Origin of the sequence: Phytoactinopolyspora limicola, from assembly GCF_011320225.1 — a bacterium.
GTDB classification, from domain to species: Bacteria; Actinomycetota; Actinomycetes; order Jiangellales; family Jiangellaceae; genus Phytoactinopolyspora; species Phytoactinopolyspora limicola.
The window spans coordinates 137,974-158,036 of sequence record NZ_JAAOEN010000007.1; the positions used below are offsets into that span (position 1 = coordinate 137,974).

The following is a 20,063-nucleotide window of genomic DNA, read 5'->3' on the forward strand; positions in this document are numbered from 1 at the left end:
ACATCAGAAATAGCGGGATTCGTATTCAGCCGTTGCCCCACAGCTGTGCGACAGGCTCGGCAATTATGCCCAGCAGTCGTCGTTGGTCCGCTTGACGTGCCGAGCTTCAACCCAGTAGTGGCCGTTGCCGTGCGGAATTGTCGTCCTCAACCGCCTGGTGGAAGAGAGAGTGGGATTCGCGTTGATTCGCTGTCCCTTATAGAAGTTGCCATTGTGCCTACTCCCACTGGAGTAGGTGTAGCGCGGAGTCTGCCCCGCGGTGACCTCAAATCGACAGATCAAGGACGGCGCGACGTCGGCTGTGACCACTCCTGCCGTCACCGACGCGGCCGCGACGACCTTACCTGAGGCGGAATTCGCCCCGGCGGACGGAGCGGCAACAGCACCGACTCCTAATGTCATGACGACGGCGAGCGCACATGCGGCCATCCGGGACCTGAGTTTGTTGGACATGTACCGTCTCCCCTTGCACTGGTGGCGATCTGCCGCCTCGTGAGCCGCGCGACCGCCTGGTTAACCTGAAACCTCAGCCTGCGACAAGATCAACAACACCGCATCCGTCACACGACTAGTACGTGGCGCCGCATACGGCAACGTTCAACCAAGAACAACACCGCCCACGGCAACGTCCGCGACCCATGTCCACCATCTACGCCAGAACCCCGGTCAGCGCCTTGGCACAGATAGTCGGAATGCGTCGCGGACGCGCCCGAACGGTTACCCGGCAGCCTCAGCCGCTACCCCCAACAATCATCGCCGGTTCACCCGCTCGCAGAAGCACGTCGCCGGAACCGGTGGGCAGCGAGTTTAAGCATGACTACCAGCACTTACCGTCGCCACGATCAGTGGTCCAGCTGCCGTCCGCCCTGGTCATCAACCGCGCCTGGAGAGTTCTGGACTCAGGCCAGGCGCTCCAACGGCCACTCCGGGCGCTGTAGTGGCGGCCCCTCGCGATGCCTCGCCAGGAGCGGTACTCGCCAACAGACTCGGTGAGGCGGTCGAAACTCCAGCCGCCGACCCTGCCAAGAGTCGTCGTGCTGTGACTCCAGTCGTGTGAGACGTTGCGCACCGTCGAGCCGTTGCCTTCCCAGTACTTTTCGACAGTTAGTCGGAAGAGCCGGTGACCGGCCAGGTTGTTGGCGTCCCGCCGAGCCGTCAGCGTGCACCCGCGGTACGTCGCCTTGATGGTCGGCGAGTCGACGGTCTCACTCTCCACAGAGTCTTCGGCTACGACCTCCACCGGCACAGTCAGCACCACGTCGGGATCGTGGTAGGCATCACGAGCGTCAGCCTCGGAAAGACCACCGACCTCCATGGCTCCAGCGACGAACTCTTCTTCGCTCATCGGGAGTTGATCCTCGGCGTCCTCGTCACCCGCAACCGCCGCGCCAGGGGTCGCGAGCGCGAGCACACAGGTCAAGGCGAGGAACGACGTCAATGCACTTCGAGTTATCGCGTGGGCTTTCAAGTAATCTCCATTCACTGGGTTGGATATCCGGGAGTGCGAAAGATGTGACGAAACTCGGCCTGACTTAGTCTCAGGCGCCTTAATGGCCGCACCCGGTTAGCCGGGGTACGCAGGCTCAGCGATTACGCCCGGCACTGGTCGCCGGTTCGTTTAACGTGCCGAGCATCCACCCAGTAGTTCCCGTTGCCGTATGAGACGGTTGTTCTCAACCGGTTGGTGGGCGCCATCGTGGGGTTCGCATTGATCCGTTGCCCCTTGGTGAAATGCCCGTTGTAACCGCCGCCGTCCCAATGAAAGTAACGGCGAGTCTTCGACGCGGTGACCACGTACGGACAGATCATGGCCGGCGCCACGTCTCCGGTGACCGCTCCCGCCGTCACCGTCGCGGCCGCGACCGCCTTGCCCGAAGCGGAGCTCGCTCCCGCCGACGGAGCTGCAACCGCCCCGACGCCCAGCGTCATGACCACGGCAAGCACACACGCCGCCATCCTGGACCTGAGTTTGTTGGACATGTTTCGTCTCCCCTTGCATTGCTGGCACCTGCCGCCTCGTGAGCCGCAACCGCCGGTCTGACTAAGCGACTTCAGCTTGCGACAAGATCAACAACACCGCATCTGTCACACGACTGGCATGTGCAACTACGCACACCTCAGCCCGCGAAACCAGCCCCATGCACTCGACGGACCTCCGCCGCCGGAAGAAGGTGACAAGCGGCCGTTCTTCACGCCGTCTCACCGACCGAACCCACTCGTGTGAAAACCAGCCGACCAAACACCGAATGGGGCAGCGCCCGCGAAACCTCATCCCCACTCATTCCGACGCCGAATCAAACGCCATCGCACGAGTGGTCAGAAGATCGTGGACCTGCCCCAACGGCTACGCTGACTCAGCAACTACGCCCGGCACTGGTCGCCAGTTCGTTTAACGTGACGAGCATCCACGTAGTAGTGGTTGTTTCCGATTTTCTGGGTTGTCCTCAGCCGTTTGGTCGCGGTTGGATTCGGATCCGCGTTGAGCCGTTGCCCCTTGGAGAAGTATCCGTCGTGTTCGGGCCCACGGTTATATCGGTACCGGGGCGTCGTCGCCGTGACCACGTACGGACAGATCGTGGCCGGCGCCACGTGTCCGGTGACCGCTCCCGCCGTCACCGTCGCGGCCGCGACGGCCTTACCCGAGGCGGAACTCGCTCCCGCCGACGGAGCAGCAACAGCCCCGACACCGAGCATCATGACGACGGCCAGCACACACGCAGCCATCCTGGACCTGGGTTTGTTGGACATGTTTCGTCTCCCCTTGCACTGATGACGATTAGCCGCCTCGTGAGCCGCAACCGCCGGTCTGACTAAGAAACCTTAGCCTCCGACAAGATCAACAACACCGCATCTGTCATATGACTGGCCTTCGCTCTGAGCCGTGTCCACCTGGCTCAACGCCGGCGTGCCGGCGGAATGGGTCGCCAACTGGGCCGGACACTCCGTCGATGGCCTACTGCGGATCTACGCGAAGTGCAACGGCGGCGACGCGGGGAAGCCCTCCACTGTGCCTGCGGGTTCTACATCAACGGGTGCGTGCCGCAACGCCGGCACGCTCCACGGGTACGGAAGTGGTAAGCGAGCGCGGCGGCACCGAGAGCAACGGCCCAGAGCGGCCACAGGACACCCGGATTACTGACGACGGCCTCCGGATCGGTCCAGTCGGTGAGCCGGACCATCACCATCCCTGCTGAAGCCAGCGCGACGGCGACGATCGACGCGAACATGATCGGGAACATCGGGGGCACCCGCCTGCCGGCTCGGCCGAGCACCCACCGGGGCCAGATGACACCCCAGCGCTGCACCAAACCCAGGGTGAGGATCCCGCCCAGGGCACCCAACGTCGCCAGATAGGCTCCGGCCCAGACGAGGCCGTCCTCGTGCAGCTCATCGAGGAACTCGCGCGAGACGGTGAACGGTACGCCGAATGCCCAGAGCCACCGGACCACCGCGTAGGTGAACGGAACGAGTGCCGCCGTGTACGCGGCCCAGCGGCCCCACCGTGCCGCGGCGGCCGGTGTGGTCCAACTCTCGGTGGCGCCCGGGCGCCGGCCGCACCGCGGACAGGCGCGGAGCGTACGAAGGTGGAACGCCACGGTAGCCGCGGCGAAGAGCACTCCGCCAAGAGCGCACAGAACCAGGTTGAGATTGGTCCACGGGTAGAGCAGTGCGAAGAACTCACCAGCCCCCATCGGTGGCCAGCCGAACGGAAGGGCCAGGATCGCCGGCGTGTAAGCGATCGTCATCAGGACCCGGTGGTCCGGGATGAAAAGGATGAGGACGACGGCGAATATCCAGCCGGAGGCGATCAACGACGATCGGAGCGTCCCGCGTGCGCGGGCCCGGGCGAGGCCGATTCCGGCCAGCCCACCCGCGAACCCGAGAACAGCGATCCACGGCCCGGCCCCAGCTGCGGTCGCCTCGCCGAGCATCGAGTGGTGCCGGGCTCCGGGCGCGTCGCCTTCGCCGAACGGGAACCCCGGCACCCCCAAGGTCCACAGCAGCCCTAGTGCGCCGTAGCCGAACGACCAGACGGCCGCGGCGTAGCCTGCCCACGACCGCCAACTGCCCAAGGCCCTGCGAATCGGACCGCGAGGTGGTTCGGCCTCGGCGTGCCCCGGCTCGGGCTCACCGGTCCTGGCGTGCCCCGGCTCGGGCTCACCGGTCCCTGCGTGCGCTGAGCCAGTCCCGGCGTCGGCGGATGTGGAATCGATCATGCTGTACCTCCGAGTGCGACGCGGGTCGTTCCCGCTCACACCTCTAGCCTTCGCGTGGATCGTTCGCGCGACCAGATGCCGTCCGGCCCGTATCAAGCGCTGCTGACCACCGGAAATATGCCGAACGGCACAGGTCCTGCTACCCGCCTGCCAGTAGGCTCAGACTGATGACTAACACGGCGGCATCGAGGCGAGACCAATGATCCACGGATCATACAGGCACGCCGTCTCCCACCGTGTGCTCCGGGGTGCTGGCTGTTCGGTACTGGTCGCCGCACTGTGCGGGTGGGGCGTCGCTGTTCCGTGGGCCCGGCCGCTGGCAACGACGACGGCAGCGGCAGCCGTCGTGATGTTCTGGTGGCCCCTCTCCAAGACGTGGCTGCCATGGCTCGTAGGCGGTGCCGGTGCGGTGTCGGGTGCGGCGACCGTCGGCCATCGGCTACTGGACTGGCCGGGCATGCCACCGTTGGCCGTCGTCGAAACCGTGCTGCTGTGGGTGCTGGTGGGGATGGTCGTCCGATGGGCGCCCGTCCGTTCGGCAGCCATCGCCGGCGCCTCGGCCGGCCTCGCGGCGGCCGTCGGCGTGCTGCGCATCATCGGCCCCGCGGACTCCGATCAGCTTTCACCGGAAGAGTCGCTCTATGCCGTGGCCTTCTGGGCGCTCGGGCCCATCGTGGCGGCCGCGATCAGCGTCTACCTTCGCCACTTGGACGATCGCCGGACGAGCGCGGTCGCCGCCGCCCGGCAGGCACAGCGGCTGGACCTCGCGCACGACCTACACGACTACGTCGCACACGACGTCAGCGAGATGATCGCCCAGGCGCAGGCCGCCCAAGTGATCATCGACGACACTCACCCGGCCCACCCGGTGCTGCGCCGGATCGAGGCGGCCGGCCTGCGCGCCATGACGTCGATGGACCGAACCGTGCACTTGCTCCGCGGAGGCGCCGAAAACCCGGAGCGGTCCGACGCCGAGAACAGATCCTTGCCCGGTATGGCCGAACTGCCGGAGTTGGCGGAACGGTTCGGCAGCACTAGCTCGGCCGTCGTCCATCTGTCGGTGGATCCGGTTCTGGCGTTGCGGGTGCCGCGCGAGCTGGCCGGCACGGTGTATCGCGTCGTCGTCGAGGCGCTGACGAACATCCGCCGGCACGCCCCGTCGTCGGACACCGTCGAGATCGCCGTCCACCACGATGCCCACGAGCTGGAGGTGGTGGTGCGCAATGAGGGCGCAGGGGCGCCGGCCGTCGAGCCCGGCCGCAGTGGCGGGCTCGGGCTGCCCGGTTTATCCGAACGGGTGGAGGCCATGGGAGGCACGTTCCACGCTGGGCCCATCGCCGGCGGCTGGGCGGTCCGGGCCCGGTTCCCGCTGGTGGCCAGCGCCCCGACCTACAAGGAGGCCCCACGATGACCACCCGGATCGTCATCGCCGACGATCAAGAAGCCATCCGCGGTGCGTTCCGGATGGTGCTGGACGCACAGCCGGACATGCACGTTGTAGGCGAAGCCGAGGACGGCGTCGCGGCGCTCGACCTGGTTGGCCGGCTCCGCCCGGACGTCGTGCTCGCCGACATCCGGATGCCCCGGATGGACGGACTCGAGCTCACCAGGCGCCTGGCCGGGCCGTCGGTGGTCGCTCCGGTGCGGGTGGTGGTGGTCACGACGTTCGATCTCGACACCTATGTGCACACGGCCTTGCGCAGTGGCGCCTGCGGTTTCCTGTTGAAACGGTCCGGGCCGAATCTGCTGATCGAGGCGGTACGTGCGGCCGTCGCCGGGGACACGCTGATCAGCCCGCAGATCACGGTCCGGCTTCTGCGGCACATGCGCCCGTTGGACCAGCGCAGTGGGACCGACGGTGCCGTGCCGCTGGATGCGCTGACCGACCGCGAAAGAGACGTGGCACGGCTCGTCGCGCAGGGATACAGCAACGCCGAGATCGCTGCCGAGCTGTTCATCAGCCCAGGCACCGCGAAGAACCACCTCGCGAACATCCAGCAGAAGCTGGGCGTGCGCAACCGCGTCGGCGTGGCGGGCTGGGCATGGTCCAGCGGCCTGGTGCGCGCTGTGCCGGACGCCTGATCGTGTCGCTGCCCGGACGACCATGCCGACGTGACCGCACTCCATGCCCTCTGGTGCGCCCCGGAACTTGGCTCAGATGATCGAAATGTGCCCTGAACGGCGCAAAGAACGTGGCTGGGGTACCAGGACTCGAACCTAGACTAAGTGAACCAGAATCACTCGTGCTGCCAATTACACCATACCCCAAGGGCATCGGGCGGGCCTGCCGCCTGATCCGCCCGGTAAGAATAGCCGCCCGGCAGCTCAGGCTCCAAACCGACACGTCGCGACGTACGTCACCCCGCCCCGTCACCCCGCCCCATGATCATGAACACTTATCCGTGCTATCACCCGGGTAAGTGTTCATGATCATGGGAGTGGGCGGTTAAGGGAGGGAGTTCAACGCCGCCTCCAGGCGGTCCAGCGTCGTCTCGCGGCCGAGCAGCTCCAGCGACTCGAACAACGGCGGCGACACCCGACGTCCCGTCACCGCCACCCGCACCGGCCCGAACGCCAGCTTCGGCTTCAGCCCGAGGCCTTCGATCAACGCTGCCCGCAAGACCTGCTCGATCGACTCCGTCGACCACACCTCCGCCTCTCGCAGGGCCGACGCGGCTGCCTCGAGCACGGGTTTGGCGGCGTCGGTGAGAACCTTCGCACCGTCGGCCTCGTCCACCGCGAACCCCTCCCCGGCGAAGAGGAACCCCAGCATGCCGACGCTCTCCTCGAGGACCACCATGCGCTCCTGCACGAGAGGTGTCGCTGCCCGCAACAGCTCCAACGACGCTTCGGAGGGCGGATGCGCGAACAGCCCCGCTTCCTGCAGGTGTGGCACCATTCGCTCGGCGAGATCGTCGACGGTGAGCCGCCGTACCCAGGCGGAGTTGATCGCCTCGGCCTTCTTCAGGTCGAAGCGGGCAGCATTGGGATTGACCTTGGTGACGTCGAATGCCGCAACCATCTCCGGCAGGGAGAAGACTTCCTCGTCGCCGCCGATCGACCAGCCCAACAGCGCCAGATAGTTGAGCAGGCCCTCACGCAGGAAGCCGCGGTCGAGGTAGAGCTGCAACGACGACTCCGGCTCCCGCTTCGACAGTTTGCGTCCGCCGTCGCCCGTCACCAGTGGAAGGTGCGCGAAGCGTGGCATCGGCCCGCCAGCGATACCCAGCTCCCGCAGCGCCTCGTGCAGCACGATCTGCCGTGGAGTGGACGACAGCAGGTCTTCACCGCGCAACACGTGGGTGATCCCCATCAGCGCGTCGTCCACCGGGTTGACCAGGGTGTAGAGCGGGTGACCGTTGGCCCGGACCAGGACGTAGTCGAAAAGGTTGTGCTGGTCGACGCTGATCTCACCGCGGATCAGGTCGGTGAACGTGACGGTCTCGTCGGGGGTACGCATGCGCAGGACCGGCTCGCGCCCTTCGGCCCGGAACGCCGCCACCTGCTCGTCGGTCAGGACTCGGCAGTGGCCGTCGTAGCCGCTGGGTTTCCCCGCCGCCCGGGCAGCCTCCCGGCGCTCCTCCAGCTCGGCGGTGGAGCAGTAGCAGTGGTACGCCTTACCCGACTCGAGTAGACGGGCCGCGACGTCGCGGTAGGTGTCGTAGCGCTGCGACTGCCGGTACGGTCCGTGGTCTCCCCCGGCCTCCGGGCCCTCGTCCCAGTCGAGGCCCAGCCAACGCAGCGACGCCAGCAGCGCCTCATACGACTCCTCGCTGTCCCGCGAGGCATCGGTGTCTTCGATGCGGAACACGAACGTGCCGCCGTAGTGGCGGGCGAACGCCCAGTTGTATAGCGCCGCCCGAACCAACCCGACATGCGGGTTGCCGGTGGGCGACGGGCAGAACCGCACCCGCACGTCGCTCGGAGCGACGTCGCCGAGCACGAACGCGTCCGACGCATGGTCGTCAGTCACAGACATCACCTTCACGTTCATATACGACACATGGAACTGTCACGAACACTTGCCGGGGCGCCGGACCGTCAGTCGGCGGCGGCCACCACCTGATTGCCCAGCACGCCAATACCCTCAACCGACACGACGACGTGATCACCGGCGTTGATCGGCCCGACACCGGCCGGGGTGCCGGTGAGGATCACGTCGCCGGGCAGCAAGGTGAACGCCGCGCTGATGTAGGAAACGAGAGCGGCGACGTCGAACACCATCCGCGACGTCCGCCCGTCCTGCCGACGTTCACCGTTGACCTGGCAGCGCACCGCGACGTCAGCGGGATCCAGGTCGGTCTCGATCCACGGACCGAGAGGGCACGACGTGTCGAACCCCTTGGCCCTGGCCCATTGGTGATCCTTACGTTGCAGGTCACGGGCCGTGACGTCGTTGGCGCAGGTATAACCGAGCACGACCTCGGGCACGCGCTCGGCCGGGACGTCCTTGGCGATCCGACCGATGACGACGGCCAGCTCAGCCTCGTAGTGCACCTCCGCGGAGTGCGCGGGCAACACGATCGGATCGTCCGGGCCGATCACCGACGTGTTCGGCTTCAGGAACAACAACGGCTCGGCCGGCACCTCGTTGCCCAGCTCGTCGGCGTGCTCCACGTAGTTGCGCCCGACGCCCACCACCTTGCTGCGCGGGATCACCGGCGCCAGCAACCGGACGTCGTCCAGGGCTATCTTCTCGCCGGTGAGCTGGATGGGCTTGTACAGCGGGTCGCCCTCCAGAACGGCGAGGACAGTCTGGCCGTCCTGATCTTCACCAACCGCACCGAATCGCGGGTCGTCACCCGTCGTGAACCTCGCTATACGCACGCACGGAGAGTATCTCGGACCGACGGCGGCGATCGAACCGGACTCGCCGGCACGTCGCGTCGCCCTGGTGGCCACCGCTCAACCGGCGATCCACCCGGCCCGATTGGGGGGCGTTTCAGGAGCCGTGGTGTTGGTGGCGAGAGCGTCCAGCAGCGCGCCGACGCAGGACGGTCACCACGTCGGCGTCGAGGCGCGACACCACGACGACCCCCAGCGCCGCGACAACCGCCACGGCGATCAGCACACCGGCCACCGCGGCCGTCGTCGACACCGCGTCGCCGACCAGCCAGCCGATGGCCACCAGCCAGCCCGCGGCGACCCACACCCCCGCGTCGCCGGCGACGTCATGGACGATGGCAGCGGAGTCCGACGTTCGCACGACGGCGGCGTAACACGCGACGACGGTGAGCGCCGCGCCGATGGTCAACCCGGCCGCCACCAACCAGCCGGTCGTCGCCCCGAGGTGACCAGCGACGAGGTAGCCGACGACGCCGGGCCCGACCAGCCCGGCCGCAACGACCAGCGTCTTCGCTGCGATCAGCAGAGGCAGCAGAGCGACGGCACCCAGGACCGACCGGACCGCGAGCCGTCCACTGGCCGGGGTCTCCCGGCTGGCACTGGCGGCAGCCCGCTGCGCAGGGTCGTCTCTCATGCTGGCACCCTATCCACCGGCCCGCGCTTTGGGTCCTCGTAGGCTGGAGAACGTGCAGGTCCTGACCGAACCCGAGTGGCGACGCCGCGCCGAGGCGCACGCCCGACGGGTCAACGCTCTCATCGGCCAGCACCTCGTCCGCCGCGACGAAGGGCGGGCCCACCCGGTCGAAGATTTCCTGTTTACGTACTACAGTCAACGCCCAGCCCGCCTCCGCCGTTGGCACCCTGGACCAGGGGTGACGCTCGCCGGCGACGCTCCGCACGCCCAATGGCGCGGGTACCACCCAACGGCGGAGGGCACCGTCCTCGACCCGGCGTTCATCGCCGAGCGGGCGGACACCTTGCGGTGGGTGCGCGACCTGCTGTCCGCAACCGCGTCCCGGCCCGCGTTCACCGGCTGTTTCGGACTGCACGAGTGGGCCATGGTGTACCGGACCGCCCCTGGTGACGTCCGGCATGAAGCCTGGCCGCTGCGGCTCGGACACCGCGGCACCGACGACGTCGTCGAGTCGCACCAGATCCGGTGCACCCACTTCGACGCCTTCCGGTTCTTCACCGAGCCGGCCCGCCCCCGCAATACCGTGCAACCCACCCGATCGCACCAGGCGCAGCTGGAACAGCCCGGCTGTCTACACGCCAACATGGACCTCTACAAATGGGCGTACAAACTCAGTCCGCTCACGCCGAGCGAGTTGGTCGCGGATGCCTTCGAGCTGGCCAAGGAGATCCGAGTGCTGGACATGCGCGCCTCCCCGTACGACCTCGCCGATCTCGGATACCAGCCGGTGCGTATAGAGACGCGGGAGGGCAAGGCTGAGTACGCCGCGGCGCAGCGTAAATTCGCCGAACGTGCCGCCGCGCTACGCCGTCGGCTCCTCGACGTGGTCGACGCGTGTCATCCAGCACCGTCGCCGACCACACCCTAGCGCACCCCGCTTCCGCACCTGATCTCCGTTTTGTCACCTGATCGTTTTCATGGCGACGATCAGATGCGGATGTGATGGCAACGCTGCTGGTCAACGCGCCGCAGCGGCGTCTGGATACATCTCAAGATGCGAACGGTAGAACGATCAGATGCGGAAACCGCCCTGCGGCGTGCGGTCGTGCATCTGATCGAGAAGTGTCCACATGCTGTGACGACGCGATCAGATGCGGAAACGGAGATCAGGTGCGGAAACGGAGATCAGGTGCACGACGGGGGTTAGGGGACGCGGTAGAGCCAGTCGTCCGAGGTGAACTTCGTCTCGGCGAGCTGCCGAGCTCGGGCCAGCGTCGCACCGTCGAGTTCGCCGTCCGCCAGACCGTAACGGGTGCGGAACGTCGCCACCATCCGGCTGATGACGTCGGCGCGATCCAGCCCCGTCTGGCTGCGTAGTGGGTCTACCCGCTTGTTGGCGCTCTTCGTGCCCTTGTCGGAGAGTTTCTCCCGGCCGATGCGCAACACGTCCAGCATCTTCGCCGCGTCGATGTCGTACGCCATCGTCACGTGATGCAACACCACGCCTCCAGCCAGCCGCTTCTGTGCGGCGCCGGCGATCTTGCCCACAGGCGAGGTGATGTCGTTGATCGGCTGGTACGTCGCGGCCACGCCGAGGTCGTTGAGCGCTCCCACCACCCAGTCGTCCAGGAAGGCGTACGAGTCGACGAATGACAACCCCGACACCAGCGACTCCGGGACGTACAGCGAGTAGGTGATCGTATTCCCGGGTTCGACGAACATCGCCCCGCCACCGCTGATCCGGCGGACGACGGTGACATCATGCCGACGCGCCGCCTCGAGGTCCACCTCGTTGCGCACCGACTGAAAGCTGCCGATGATCACCGCGTTGGACGCCCATTCCCATACCCGCAGCGTTGGTGGCCGCTCCCCCGTGCCGACCTGATCGGCGATCACCTCCTCCAACGCCATCTGCAGCGCGGGTTCGTACGGCTCGCCCCGGAGGAGGTGCCATTGGTGGTCGGTCCAGCCCGTCGCACCGGTGACGGCTCGGCGTACTGCCACGGCGACCGCGTCGGCATCGAACCCGAGTGAGACCGCCCCTTCGAGCGCTGTCCGGGCTCGGGCCGACAACTCGGCCGCCGGAGTGTTCAGCGGGATGCCGCTGAGCGCCTCGTTGATCCGCGTTAGCGCGTCGTCGGGTTCGAGGAAGAAGTCGCCGCTGATGGTGGCCTTCTCGATGACGTGGTCATGAACGACGAGGTCGGCGACGACGAGTTTTCCGCCCGGCACCTTGAATTCACCATGCACACCCTGTGCAACCACCGAACCACGCCGACTGTTCCGACCTCTCCCCATGATCATTGGCTTTTGACTACCGGATCCGGTAGTCAAAAGCCAATGATCATGGGGAGGGGGCTAGGGGAGGCCGGCGGCGAGGTCCCGGGTGATTTCACCCGCGCCGACCTCCCGGCACCCACTGGTGTTTTGGCCCGCCCACATCCACGAGAAGTCGCCACGCCCCTGCGCCTCGGCAGCCGCCCGCAGCGGCGCTACGGCGGCCGACGCCAGCGGGAAAGCGGGCACGTCGTCGCGCATCGCGCCGAGTTCACGCATCGCCCGGTTGACGAGGCCCCGGGCTGGCCGTCCGCTGAACACGTTGGTCAACGCGGTGTGCCGCGAGTCTTCGCTGGCCAGCGCGGCACGGTGGACCGGTGAGGTGGTCGCCTCCGGGCAGCGCAGATACGCGGTACCGACCTGCACTCCCTCAGCGCCGAGCGCTAGCGCCGCCGCCACTGCCCTAGCGTCGGCGATCCCGCCGCTGGCGATCACTGGCACGTCGACGGCGGCCACCACCTGCGGCACCAAAGTCAGCGTGCTCACCTGAGTTGTGAGGTCGTCGGTGAGGAACATGCCTCGATGTCCGCCGGCTTCGAGCCCCTGGGCGATGATCACGTCGGCTCCCCCGTCGTGCAGCCAACGCGCCTCGTCGATCGTCGTGGCCGACGCCAACACCGTCGACCCCCACGCCTTCACCCGGGCCAGCAGCTCAACCGACGGCAGCCCGAAATGGAAGCTGACGACGGGCGGCCGGAACTCGTCGAGGACATCAGCAGCGTCGGCGTCGAACGGCGACCGCGTCGGCCCGGACGGCCGAGCGTCCGGATCGAGCCCCAACTCCTCGTAGTAGGGCCGCAGCCGCAACCGCCATGCCTTGTCTCGTTCCGCGTCGGGCGGCGGCGCGGTGTGGCAGAAGAAGTTGACGTTGTACGGCCCGTTCGTCAACGTCGTGATGCGGGTGAGTTCGGCCCGGATACCGTCCGGGCCGAGCGTCGCGCAGGGTAGTGAGCCGAGGCCACCGGCGTCGCACACCGCGGCGGCTAGCTCGCTGCCTTGCACACCCGCCATGGGTGCCTGGACGATGGGAAGCTCGCTGTTGAGTACATCGGCCAGGCTCACCCGGGTTCTTCCTCTCGTCGCCGGCGGAAATCAGGAAACCCGTTGCACGCCCTGCCTGAGCAGGCCGTAGGTAACGCCGGCGACCAGCGCTTCCCACGACGCCTCGATGATGTTGGCGCCGACACCGACGGTCTCCCACGACCGTACGCCATCGGTCATCTCGACGAGCACCCGCGTCACCGCGTCGGTTCCGTGGGAGGCGTCGAGAATCCGCACCCTGAAGTCGATCAGCTCGATCTTGTCGATCTCGGGATACAACGTGCCGATGGCGGCCCGCAGCGCATGGTCGAGGGCGTTCACCGGGCCGTTGCCTTCACCGGTGACGACGGCCCGCTCACCACCCGCACGCAGCTTGACCGTCGCCTCGCTGATCGCTTCGCTGCCCGGCCGGGACTCGGTGATCACCCGCCAGGTCTCGACGTCGAAGAACCGCGGTCGCTCACCCGCCGCCTCCTCGCGTAGGAGAAGCTCGAACGACGCGTCGGCGGCCTCGAAGGTGTATCCGGCCGCCTCCAGCTCCTTGACGCGCTGGGTCACCCGCGTCACCAGTTCGCGGTCGTCGGACAGGTCGAAGCCGAGCTCGCGCCCTTTCAGCTCGACGCTGGCCCGCCCCGCCATATCGGATACCAGCATGCGCATGTCGTTGCCGACGTGCGCCGGGTCGGTGTGCTGGTAGAGGTCGGGGTCGACCTTGATGGCGCTAGCATGCAGCCCGGCTTTGTGGGCGAACGCGCTGGCGCCAACGTACGGCTGGCGCGAGTACGGCACGGCGTTGGCCAGCTCCGATATCGCGTGCGCGATGCGAGTGGACTCCTGCAGCGCACCGGCGGGCAACACCGCGCGGTCGCGCTTCAACTCCAGATTGGCGACGACGGTGATGAGATCGGCGTTGCCGGTCCGCTCCCCAGTACCGTTGACCGTACCCTGCATGTGCGTGGCCCCGGCATCGACGGCGGCCAGCGAGTTCGCCACCGCACACCCGGTGTCGTTGTGAGCGTGGATCCCGACCCGCGCCCCCGTGGCGTCGAGAACGTCGGCGACGATAGCCCGCACGTCGTCGGGCAACATGCCACCGTTGGTATCACAGAGGACGACGACGTCGGCCCCGGCCTCCGCGGCGGTGCGGACCACTTCGAGGGCATAGGAACGGTCCAACCGGTGACCGTCGAAGAAGTGTTCGGCGTCCAGGAACACCCGCCGCCCTTCGCCGGTCAGGAACGACACGGTGTCGCGGATCATCTCCAGGTTCTCGGCCCGGGTGGTACGCAGCGCCCGCTCGACGTGCCCGACGTGGCTCTTCGCGACGAGTGTCACGACCTCGGTCTCGGCGTCGACGAGGGCCCGCACCAGTTCGTCGTCGGCGGCCCGACCGTCGGCCTTCCGGGTGGCCCCGAATGCGGCGAGGGTGGCCGACGTCAACTGGAGCTCGTGACGCGCCCGCCGGAAGAACTCGGTGTCCTTCGGCACCGCGCCCGGCCAACCACCCTCGATGAAGCCGACGCCGAGTTCGTCGAGGTGCCGGGAAATAGCCAGCTTGTCCTGGACGGACAGGGACAACCCTTCCTGCTGCGCTCCGTCTCGCAGGGAGGTGTCGTAGACGTGAAACGCCTCCGGGTCCACGCCGCTGGCCTGCTCCGCTGTGCTGGTCACTGCTCTTCCCCGATCCGTGTGTGGGTGGATTGCGTGCGAATGTTCGGTGCGTGCCGGCCACCGATGCTCACCGTGTCCCGCTGGCGCCACGCGTTCCCGGACCGCACATGCTCCCTGGAATGCAAAAGACCCCTCGCAGAAGCGAAGGGTCTGGCGCGCCGGGCGGTGATGCTCAGTGCCGACGCGCGCCAATAATAATCATCTGGAAAGACATCGCTTCGTAGCATGCCACAGACTCGACGATCCGGCCAGCGCCTGCGTCCACATGGTGAACAGCCGTACCACTGGCTGGACGCGCTACCGACAGCCGCTCCTCCGGTCGCCCTCCCGTTGTCCGGCCGGACAACGTGGAACACGGAGGCCGCGGGGCGGGACGACTGGCGGATCAGACGACGCGATGCATCCAGCCGTGCTGATCATCGGCCCGGCCGTACTGGATGTCCAGCAACGCCGCGCGCAACTCCTGGGTGACCGGCCCCGGCTCATCACCCATGGTGAGTTCGCCGCCGTCCCAGGCGAGCCGGCCCAGCGGTGTGATCACCGCGGCCGTACCACATGCGAATACCTCGGTGATCTCTCCGGAGCCGACGCCGTCGCGCCACTCGTCGATGGACACCGGACGTTCTTCCACCTTCATCTGCCGGTCGGCGGCCAGGGTGAGGACGGTGTCGCGGGTGATGCCTTCGAGGATCGTGCCGGTGAGCTGGGGTGTGGTGACCGAGCCGTCGGCGCGGACGAAGAACAGGTTCATGCCGCCCAGCTCCTCGACCCACTTGCTCTCGTTGGCGTCAAGGAAACACACTTGGTCACAGCCGTTGGCGATGGCTTCCTGTTGGGCGATGAGGCTGGCGGCGTAGTTGCCAGCGCACTTGGCCGCTCCCGTGCCGCCGGGCGCGGCGCGGGTGTACTCCGAGCTGAGCCAGATGTTGACGGGCTTCACGCCGGAGGCGAAGTACGCTCCCGCGGGCGATGCGATGAGCGCGTAGGTGACCTGCTTGGCCGGCCGAACGCCGAGGAACACCTCGGAGGCGAACATAAACGGCCGCAGGTAGAGGCTTGCTTCGCCGCCCGATGGCACCCACTCGACGTCGGTGCGCACCAGCAGGTCGAGTGAGTCGACGAACGCCGCGGCCGGCAGCTCCGGTAACGCCATACGCACGGCGCTGCGCTGAAAACGAGCGGCGTTGGCCTCGGGCCGGAAGGTCCACACCGAGCCATCGGCGTGCCGGTACGCCTTCAGACCCTCGAAGATCGACTGGGCGTAGTGCAGGGTGGCCGTGGCCGGGTCGAGGGACAGCGCAGCGTACGGCCGTAGGCTTGCGTCGTGCCAGCCCGCGTCGGGGGTCCAGGTGGCGGTGATCATGTGATCGGTGAACGTGGTGCCAAACCCGGGAGCGGCGAGAACCTCGGCCCGGCGCTCGGCCGGTACCGGGCTCGACGAGAGGGTCGTCGAGAACTCCAGTGCCGGCGCGGTCGCAGTCATGGCGAGGTCCTTTCAAGCTGAATGGTCGGGGTCGACAATTCTATGTGTCGACGAATGGTGCCCTGGGCCAACTAGTAGGACATCCGAAGAAACGTTACCTGGCCCGCACGCCAGTAGTAAACCGGAACCTCATCCCCGCCCATGATCATGAACACTTTGCCGTGCCATGGCACGGCAAAGTGTTCATGATCATGGGGAAAGGCTAGTGCGGGTGGGACGGGGTCAGGGCGTAGGCGCGCAGCACGGTCTGCTCCATGGTGTTGCCGTCGGCGTCGGTAGCCTGGACTCGCAGCGACACGAACTCCGCGCCCTGTCGCGGCCGAACCAGCGCTCGCCATCGGTCTGGCCGCGCCCCAGTTACTGGTGCTTTCTCCCAGGTGCGCCCGTCGTCGAAGGACACGTCGACGTGCAGGTCGCCCCGCCGGATCAGCCCTGCCCCAGGTAGCGCGTCGACGTGTACCGGCACCAGAGCGGGCCGCCCAGCCGGCAGCCGGTTGTACTCGTCCACATCCGGAACGAACCGTACAGCCGACATCGGCAAAGCCGTCGCTTCACTTTCTCGCTCCGAGGTAAACACCCACACCGCCGAAACGTCCTTGGACAGCACAGCGTCCGAATCCGGACGGCGGAACGACACCTCCAGGCGATACTCGGCCGGTTCAGGGGCCACAGTGAACTCGCCGTACCCAGCGTTGCCTGTCTCGCCGACCAGCTCGCCGTCGGCATACAGCGCCGTTCGTGCTTCGGGCGGATGGCCCCAGCCGCCATGCCCGCCACCATCGGCCTGGTCCGGCAGGTTCACCACGATCTGGTCGCCCACCCGGTATGCCGCCGGGACGACGGCCGGCCCGGCCTCCGCCCCCACACCCGCCACGACGGAAAGCCCGGCTTCGCGCCCCACACCCGGCCCAGCCGACCCCGTGGATCCCGCAGGTCCATCCGGTGCGCCGAAGGGATCCCACCATGGCGCCGCCGCCTGCACCCCGAACCCGAACACGGCGGTGTTCCACCGTTCGCGCAGCTGCTCACCGGCGACGTGCCGGGTCGGCTGGGACCACAACCAGCGGTCATTGCCGTCGAAGGCGAGGTCCCGGTACCACCACGCGCCGTCGGTGGTGAGGTGTACCCGCATCGTCCCCGGCAATTCCACGCTCGGCAGCGGACCGCCGGCGGAGCCGAGTCCCGCCGGACCAGCCGCGGAGAGGCTCCCCGAGGCTTCGTCCTCCGCCCCCTCGACCGCGATGTCCATCTCGACGGTGGCCAGCTCATCTGCGCCGACGTCGCGGCTGTACCCGGTCGGAACCTCGCCGGGGACGAACCAGGCGGCCCCATACACCGCTGCGGCGTCATCTTCAGCGGACCAGTACCCGGAGACGTGTCCCTCGAGTTGCTCGGGCTCCAGCGTGGGACCGAGATGCCCAATGGACCAACCATCGAAGGTGTCGTCGATGAAGCCGACGGCCCGCCGCGGCAGGTCCGGGTTCACCTGCATCGCGAATCCGACGTCGACCCACTCCAGCGTCGCCGCCTCATCCGGCATGGTGACCGATACCGGCGCCGCCTCACGGGCGTCCATCACCACCGTCATGTCTTGTTGTAGGTCGAGCATCGGGTATCCGAGCACCGTGTTGTCGTCCGCCCCATGAATCCACGACGACAGCGCGTAGCGCCCAGCTGGCAGCCGCAGCCGCACCTCGTCACCGGCGACGCCGTCCGCCCACGTGTGAAGCTCAGCGTCGTGGCCGCTCACGTGGGTACTGAACAGCTCTGCCGGGGTTCCGTCCCGGCCGAGGTGAGTCAGTATGACGTCATGGCTGCGCACCTCCTGCTCGATCGCGAAGGTCGTGCGCACGACGGTGTCTGCCGACGTGGCCACGAACCGGCCGGTGTAATAGCCGTCCGGGCCACCAACAGTCGTGTCCGCGGTGACGGTGGTGCTGGCGGTGCCACCCGGCGGGACCACGAGTTGGTCGGCTTCCAGGGTGAACATCCCGGCCGGCGGCGCGGCGCCGGCCGGCCCGGCCGCCTCCACGGTGAGATCCACCGTGGCCGGCTCGTCGCCGAGGTTGCTGTAGGTCAGAGTGTGCGTGATTGGCTCATCGTCATCGTGCGGCCACTGCTGTACTCCGAAGCTGACCGTCGCTGGCTCCACCACCAGGGTCCCTCCCACCACGGCGGCAAGGTCGAGGCGGCCGGCGCCCTGGTCGAACACATCCAGCTCCGCACCCGGCGTGGCCGCTGATACGAGTGCCGCTTTGATTCGCGCACCGTCCCAGTCCGGATACGCTTCGGCCAACAGTGCCGCCGCACCGGCCACGTGTGGTGTCGCCATGGACGTGCCGTCGAGGCTGGTGTATGCGTCGCCCACGGGGTCGCCGATCCACCCGTCCTGTGCCCGCGCCGCCACGATCCCGACACCCGGCGCGCTCATCTCCGGCTTCACGCCACTGTCGCCGAGCCGTGGGCCACGACTGGAAAACGGCGCGACCTCGTCGTCACGGTCCACCGCAGCAACGGCCAGGGCCGCGTCCGCGCTTGCTGGGGAGCTGACGGTCTCCTCGAATGGTCCGTCGTTACCGGCAGCGACGACGAACAAGGCGCCGGTCTCGGCGCTGAGCCGGTTCACCGCCTCCTCCAACGGATCCAGCTCCGGAGTGTCGTCGCCGCCCAAACTGAGGTTGACCACCCGCGCCCCTTGTTCGACGGCGGCCCAATACATCCCGTCGAGGATGGCCGAGTCTGAGCAGCCGTCGTTCTCACACACTTTGGCGTCCACCAGCCGCGCGCCGGGGGCCATCCCCTGGTAGCGGCCCTCAGCGGCGGCGCCGGTGCCGGCTACCGTGGACGCGACATGTGTGCCGTGGCCCACCAGATCGCCGTCGTCCTCGTCGGTGAAATTGCGTCGGGCGGTGACCTGTCCGGCCAGGTCGGGGTGGTCGTCGTCGATCCCGGTGTCAAGGACGCCGACCACGATCCCCTCCCCCGAGAGTCCCATCTCCCACGCCGCCGGTGCACCCACCTGCACGGTGCTGCGGTCGAGCAGGGGGCGGCGTTTGCCATCCAGCCATATCCGGGCTGGCCGCTTGTCGGACGTCCGGTCCGCGTCCGACGCCGAGCCTTCCTCGGACACCATGGGGAGCAGATCGGCCCACACGTCGGCCGCGCGGTCTTTGTCCACCTGGGCGGCAGCACCGTCCACCGCGGGCAGCTCCCTGGTGACCAGGGCCCCGGCGGTGGCGAGCTCGCCGGTCAGCCGGGCAGCGGCAGCGCCGCTCGGATCGGGCGCCTCCCCCGCATCGGACGCCTCCCTCGGTTCGGACGCCTCCCCCGCGTCGGGCGCCTCCCCAACACGTGCCGGGTCCCCATCGGCGGGGTCCAGCTCGCCGAGGTCCGGTGCCACGATCAGCGGTATGTGTTCGATGCTCGCGTCGTCGTAACCGGCCTCGATGAGTGTCGTCACGTCGAACAGGCGACGGTCGAGAGTACCGGCCGCCAGCGCGCCGATCGCGTCGGCGGGGAGCACGTGCAACCCGTCGGGGCCGCGGTCGATCCGGAACTCGATGCCCTGACGGCCGGGTCCGGCCTCGACCATGGCCCGGTGGGGCTGGCCTTGCGGCACGATGACCTGGTCACCGGTGATCAGGGTCACCGTGACATCGCGGGCTGGGTTGGGTGGCGGCGCAACCCCCACCCAACCGGCCGCGGCCGGGCTGGCTACCAGCCCGGCCACTATCGTGCTCGCGATCACGCACACCTTGATCTGGGCCCTCATCCGTGCCCTCCCGTCGACGTCATACAGGGGGAGACGCCCGACCGGGTCGGCCGGTTGCACGGC

General features: G+C 67.7%; 15 protein-coding genes, 1 tRNA gene and 1 pseudogene. 4 read left to right on the forward strand and 13 right to left on the reverse strand.

All coding sequences use genetic code 11. From position 1 onward, the window contains the following. Positions 1–817: 817 nt before the first annotated feature. The 3 genes from G8760_RS17750 to G8760_RS17760 all read right to left on the reverse strand — a co-directional run bounded on the left by G8760_RS17750 (position 818) and on the right by G8760_RS17760 (position 2,748). The gene (locus tag G8760_RS17750; protein ID WP_166353626.1) at positions 818–1,468 is read right to left on the reverse strand and encodes a hypothetical protein; all 651 of its coding nucleotides are present in this window, start codon (positions 1,466–1,468) and stop codon (positions 818–820) included. Positions 1,469–1,590: 122 nt separating this feature from the next. Next, positions 1,591–1,980, reverse strand: a complete 390-nt coding sequence (locus tag G8760_RS17755; RefSeq protein WP_166353628.1) for a hypothetical protein — start codon at positions 1,978–1,980, stop codon at positions 1,591–1,593. 381 nt (positions 1,981–2,361) lie between these two features. After that, positions 2,362–2,748, reverse strand: coding sequence for a hypothetical protein (locus G8760_RS17760; RefSeq protein WP_166353630.1), 387 nt, complete (start codon positions 2,746–2,748; stop codon positions 2,362–2,364). A 130-nt stretch (positions 2,749–2,878) separates the two neighbouring features. Here G8760_RS17760 and G8760_RS31175 point away from each other — a divergent pair. Next, a pseudogene (locus tag G8760_RS31175) lies at positions 2,879–3,139 on the forward strand (hypothetical protein); the annotation flags it as partial. On the opposite strand, the gene G8760_RS17765 reads toward G8760_RS31175, so the two are convergent. Beyond that, positions 3,021–4,217: a hypothetical protein gene (locus G8760_RS17765; protein WP_207782466.1), complete on the reverse strand. Its 1,197-nt coding sequence runs from the start codon at positions 4,215–4,217 to the stop codon at positions 3,021–3,023. The pseudogene G8760_RS31175 and the gene G8760_RS17765 overlap by 119 nt on opposite strands. Before the next feature lie 199 nt (positions 4,218–4,416). On the opposite strand from G8760_RS17765, the gene G8760_RS17770 reads away from it, so the two are divergent. Continuing rightward, positions 4,417–5,628 carry a sensor histidine kinase gene (locus tag G8760_RS17770; protein ID WP_166353632.1) on the forward strand — a complete coding sequence of 404 codons (1,212 nt, stop codon included), beginning with the start codon at positions 4,417–4,419 and terminating at the stop codon, positions 5,626–5,628. Beyond that, complete coding sequence (locus G8760_RS17775; RefSeq protein WP_166353635.1) at positions 5,625–6,299, forward strand: response regulator transcription factor; 675 nt, start codon at positions 5,625–5,627, stop codon at positions 6,297–6,299. The genes G8760_RS17770 and G8760_RS17775 overlap by 4 nt, the downstream gene beginning before the upstream one ends. Positions 6,300–6,410: 111 nt before the next feature. Here the strand turns inward: G8760_RS17775 and G8760_RS17780 are convergent. The 4 genes from G8760_RS17780 to G8760_RS17795 all read right to left on the reverse strand — a co-directional run bounded on the left by G8760_RS17780 (position 6,411) and on the right by G8760_RS17795 (position 9,696). After that, a tRNA-Gln gene (locus tag G8760_RS17780) sits at positions 6,411–6,485 on the reverse strand. 178 nt (positions 6,486–6,663) lie between these two features. Beyond that, positions 6,664–8,196: a glutamate--tRNA ligase gene (gene gltX / locus G8760_RS17785; protein WP_166353637.1), complete on the reverse strand. Its 1,533-nt coding sequence runs from the start codon at positions 8,194–8,196 to the stop codon at positions 6,664–6,666. A 62-nt stretch (positions 8,197–8,258) separates the two neighbouring features. Next, complete coding sequence (locus G8760_RS17790; RefSeq protein ID WP_166353639.1) at positions 8,259–9,044, reverse strand: fumarylacetoacetate hydrolase family protein; 786 nt, start codon at positions 9,042–9,044, stop codon at positions 8,259–8,261. A gap of 115 nt (positions 9,045–9,159) precedes the next feature. Beyond that, entirely contained in the window at positions 9,160–9,696 is a 537-nt protein-coding gene (locus G8760_RS17795; protein ID WP_166353641.1) for a hypothetical protein, read from the reverse strand. Positions 9,697–9,748: 52 nt separating this feature from the next. On the opposite strand from G8760_RS17795, the gene G8760_RS17800 reads away from it, so the two are divergent. Then, complete coding sequence (locus G8760_RS17800; protein WP_166353643.1) at positions 9,749–10,624, forward strand: 3-methyladenine DNA glycosylase; 876 nt, start codon at positions 9,749–9,751, stop codon at positions 10,622–10,624. Positions 10,625–10,899: 275 nt separating this feature from the next. On the opposite strand, the gene lplAB is transcribed toward G8760_RS17800, so the two are convergent. The 5 genes from lplAB to G8760_RS17825 all read right to left on the reverse strand — a co-directional run bounded on the left by lplAB (position 10,900) and on the right by G8760_RS17825 (position 19,976). Next, the gene (lplAB, locus tag G8760_RS17805; protein WP_207782482.1) at positions 10,900–11,946 is read right to left on the reverse strand and encodes a lipoate-protein ligase LplAB; all 1,047 of its coding nucleotides are present in this window, start codon (positions 11,944–11,946) and stop codon (positions 10,900–10,902) included. A gap of 108 nt (positions 11,947–12,054) precedes the next feature. Beyond that, positions 12,055–13,095, reverse strand: a complete 1,041-nt coding sequence (locus G8760_RS17810) for an NAD(P)H-dependent flavin oxidoreductase (RefSeq protein WP_166353647.1) — start codon at positions 13,093–13,095, stop codon at positions 12,055–12,057. Between the two features lie 30 nt (positions 13,096–13,125). Next, positions 13,126–14,745, reverse strand: a complete 1,620-nt coding sequence (cimA, locus tag G8760_RS17815) for a citramalate synthase (protein ID WP_246222594.1) — start codon at positions 14,743–14,745, stop codon at positions 13,126–13,128. Positions 14,746–15,130: 385 nt separating this feature from the next. Further along, the gene (locus tag G8760_RS17820; RefSeq protein WP_166353649.1) at positions 15,131–16,228 is read right to left on the reverse strand and encodes a branched-chain amino acid aminotransferase; all 1,098 of its coding nucleotides are present in this window, start codon (positions 16,226–16,228) and stop codon (positions 15,131–15,133) included. 202 nt (positions 16,229–16,430) lie between these two features. Beyond that, positions 16,431–19,976: a S8 family serine peptidase gene (locus G8760_RS17825; protein WP_166353651.1), complete on the reverse strand. Its 3,546-nt coding sequence runs from the start codon at positions 19,974–19,976 to the stop codon at positions 16,431–16,433. Positions 19,977–20,063: the final 87 nt, after the last annotated feature.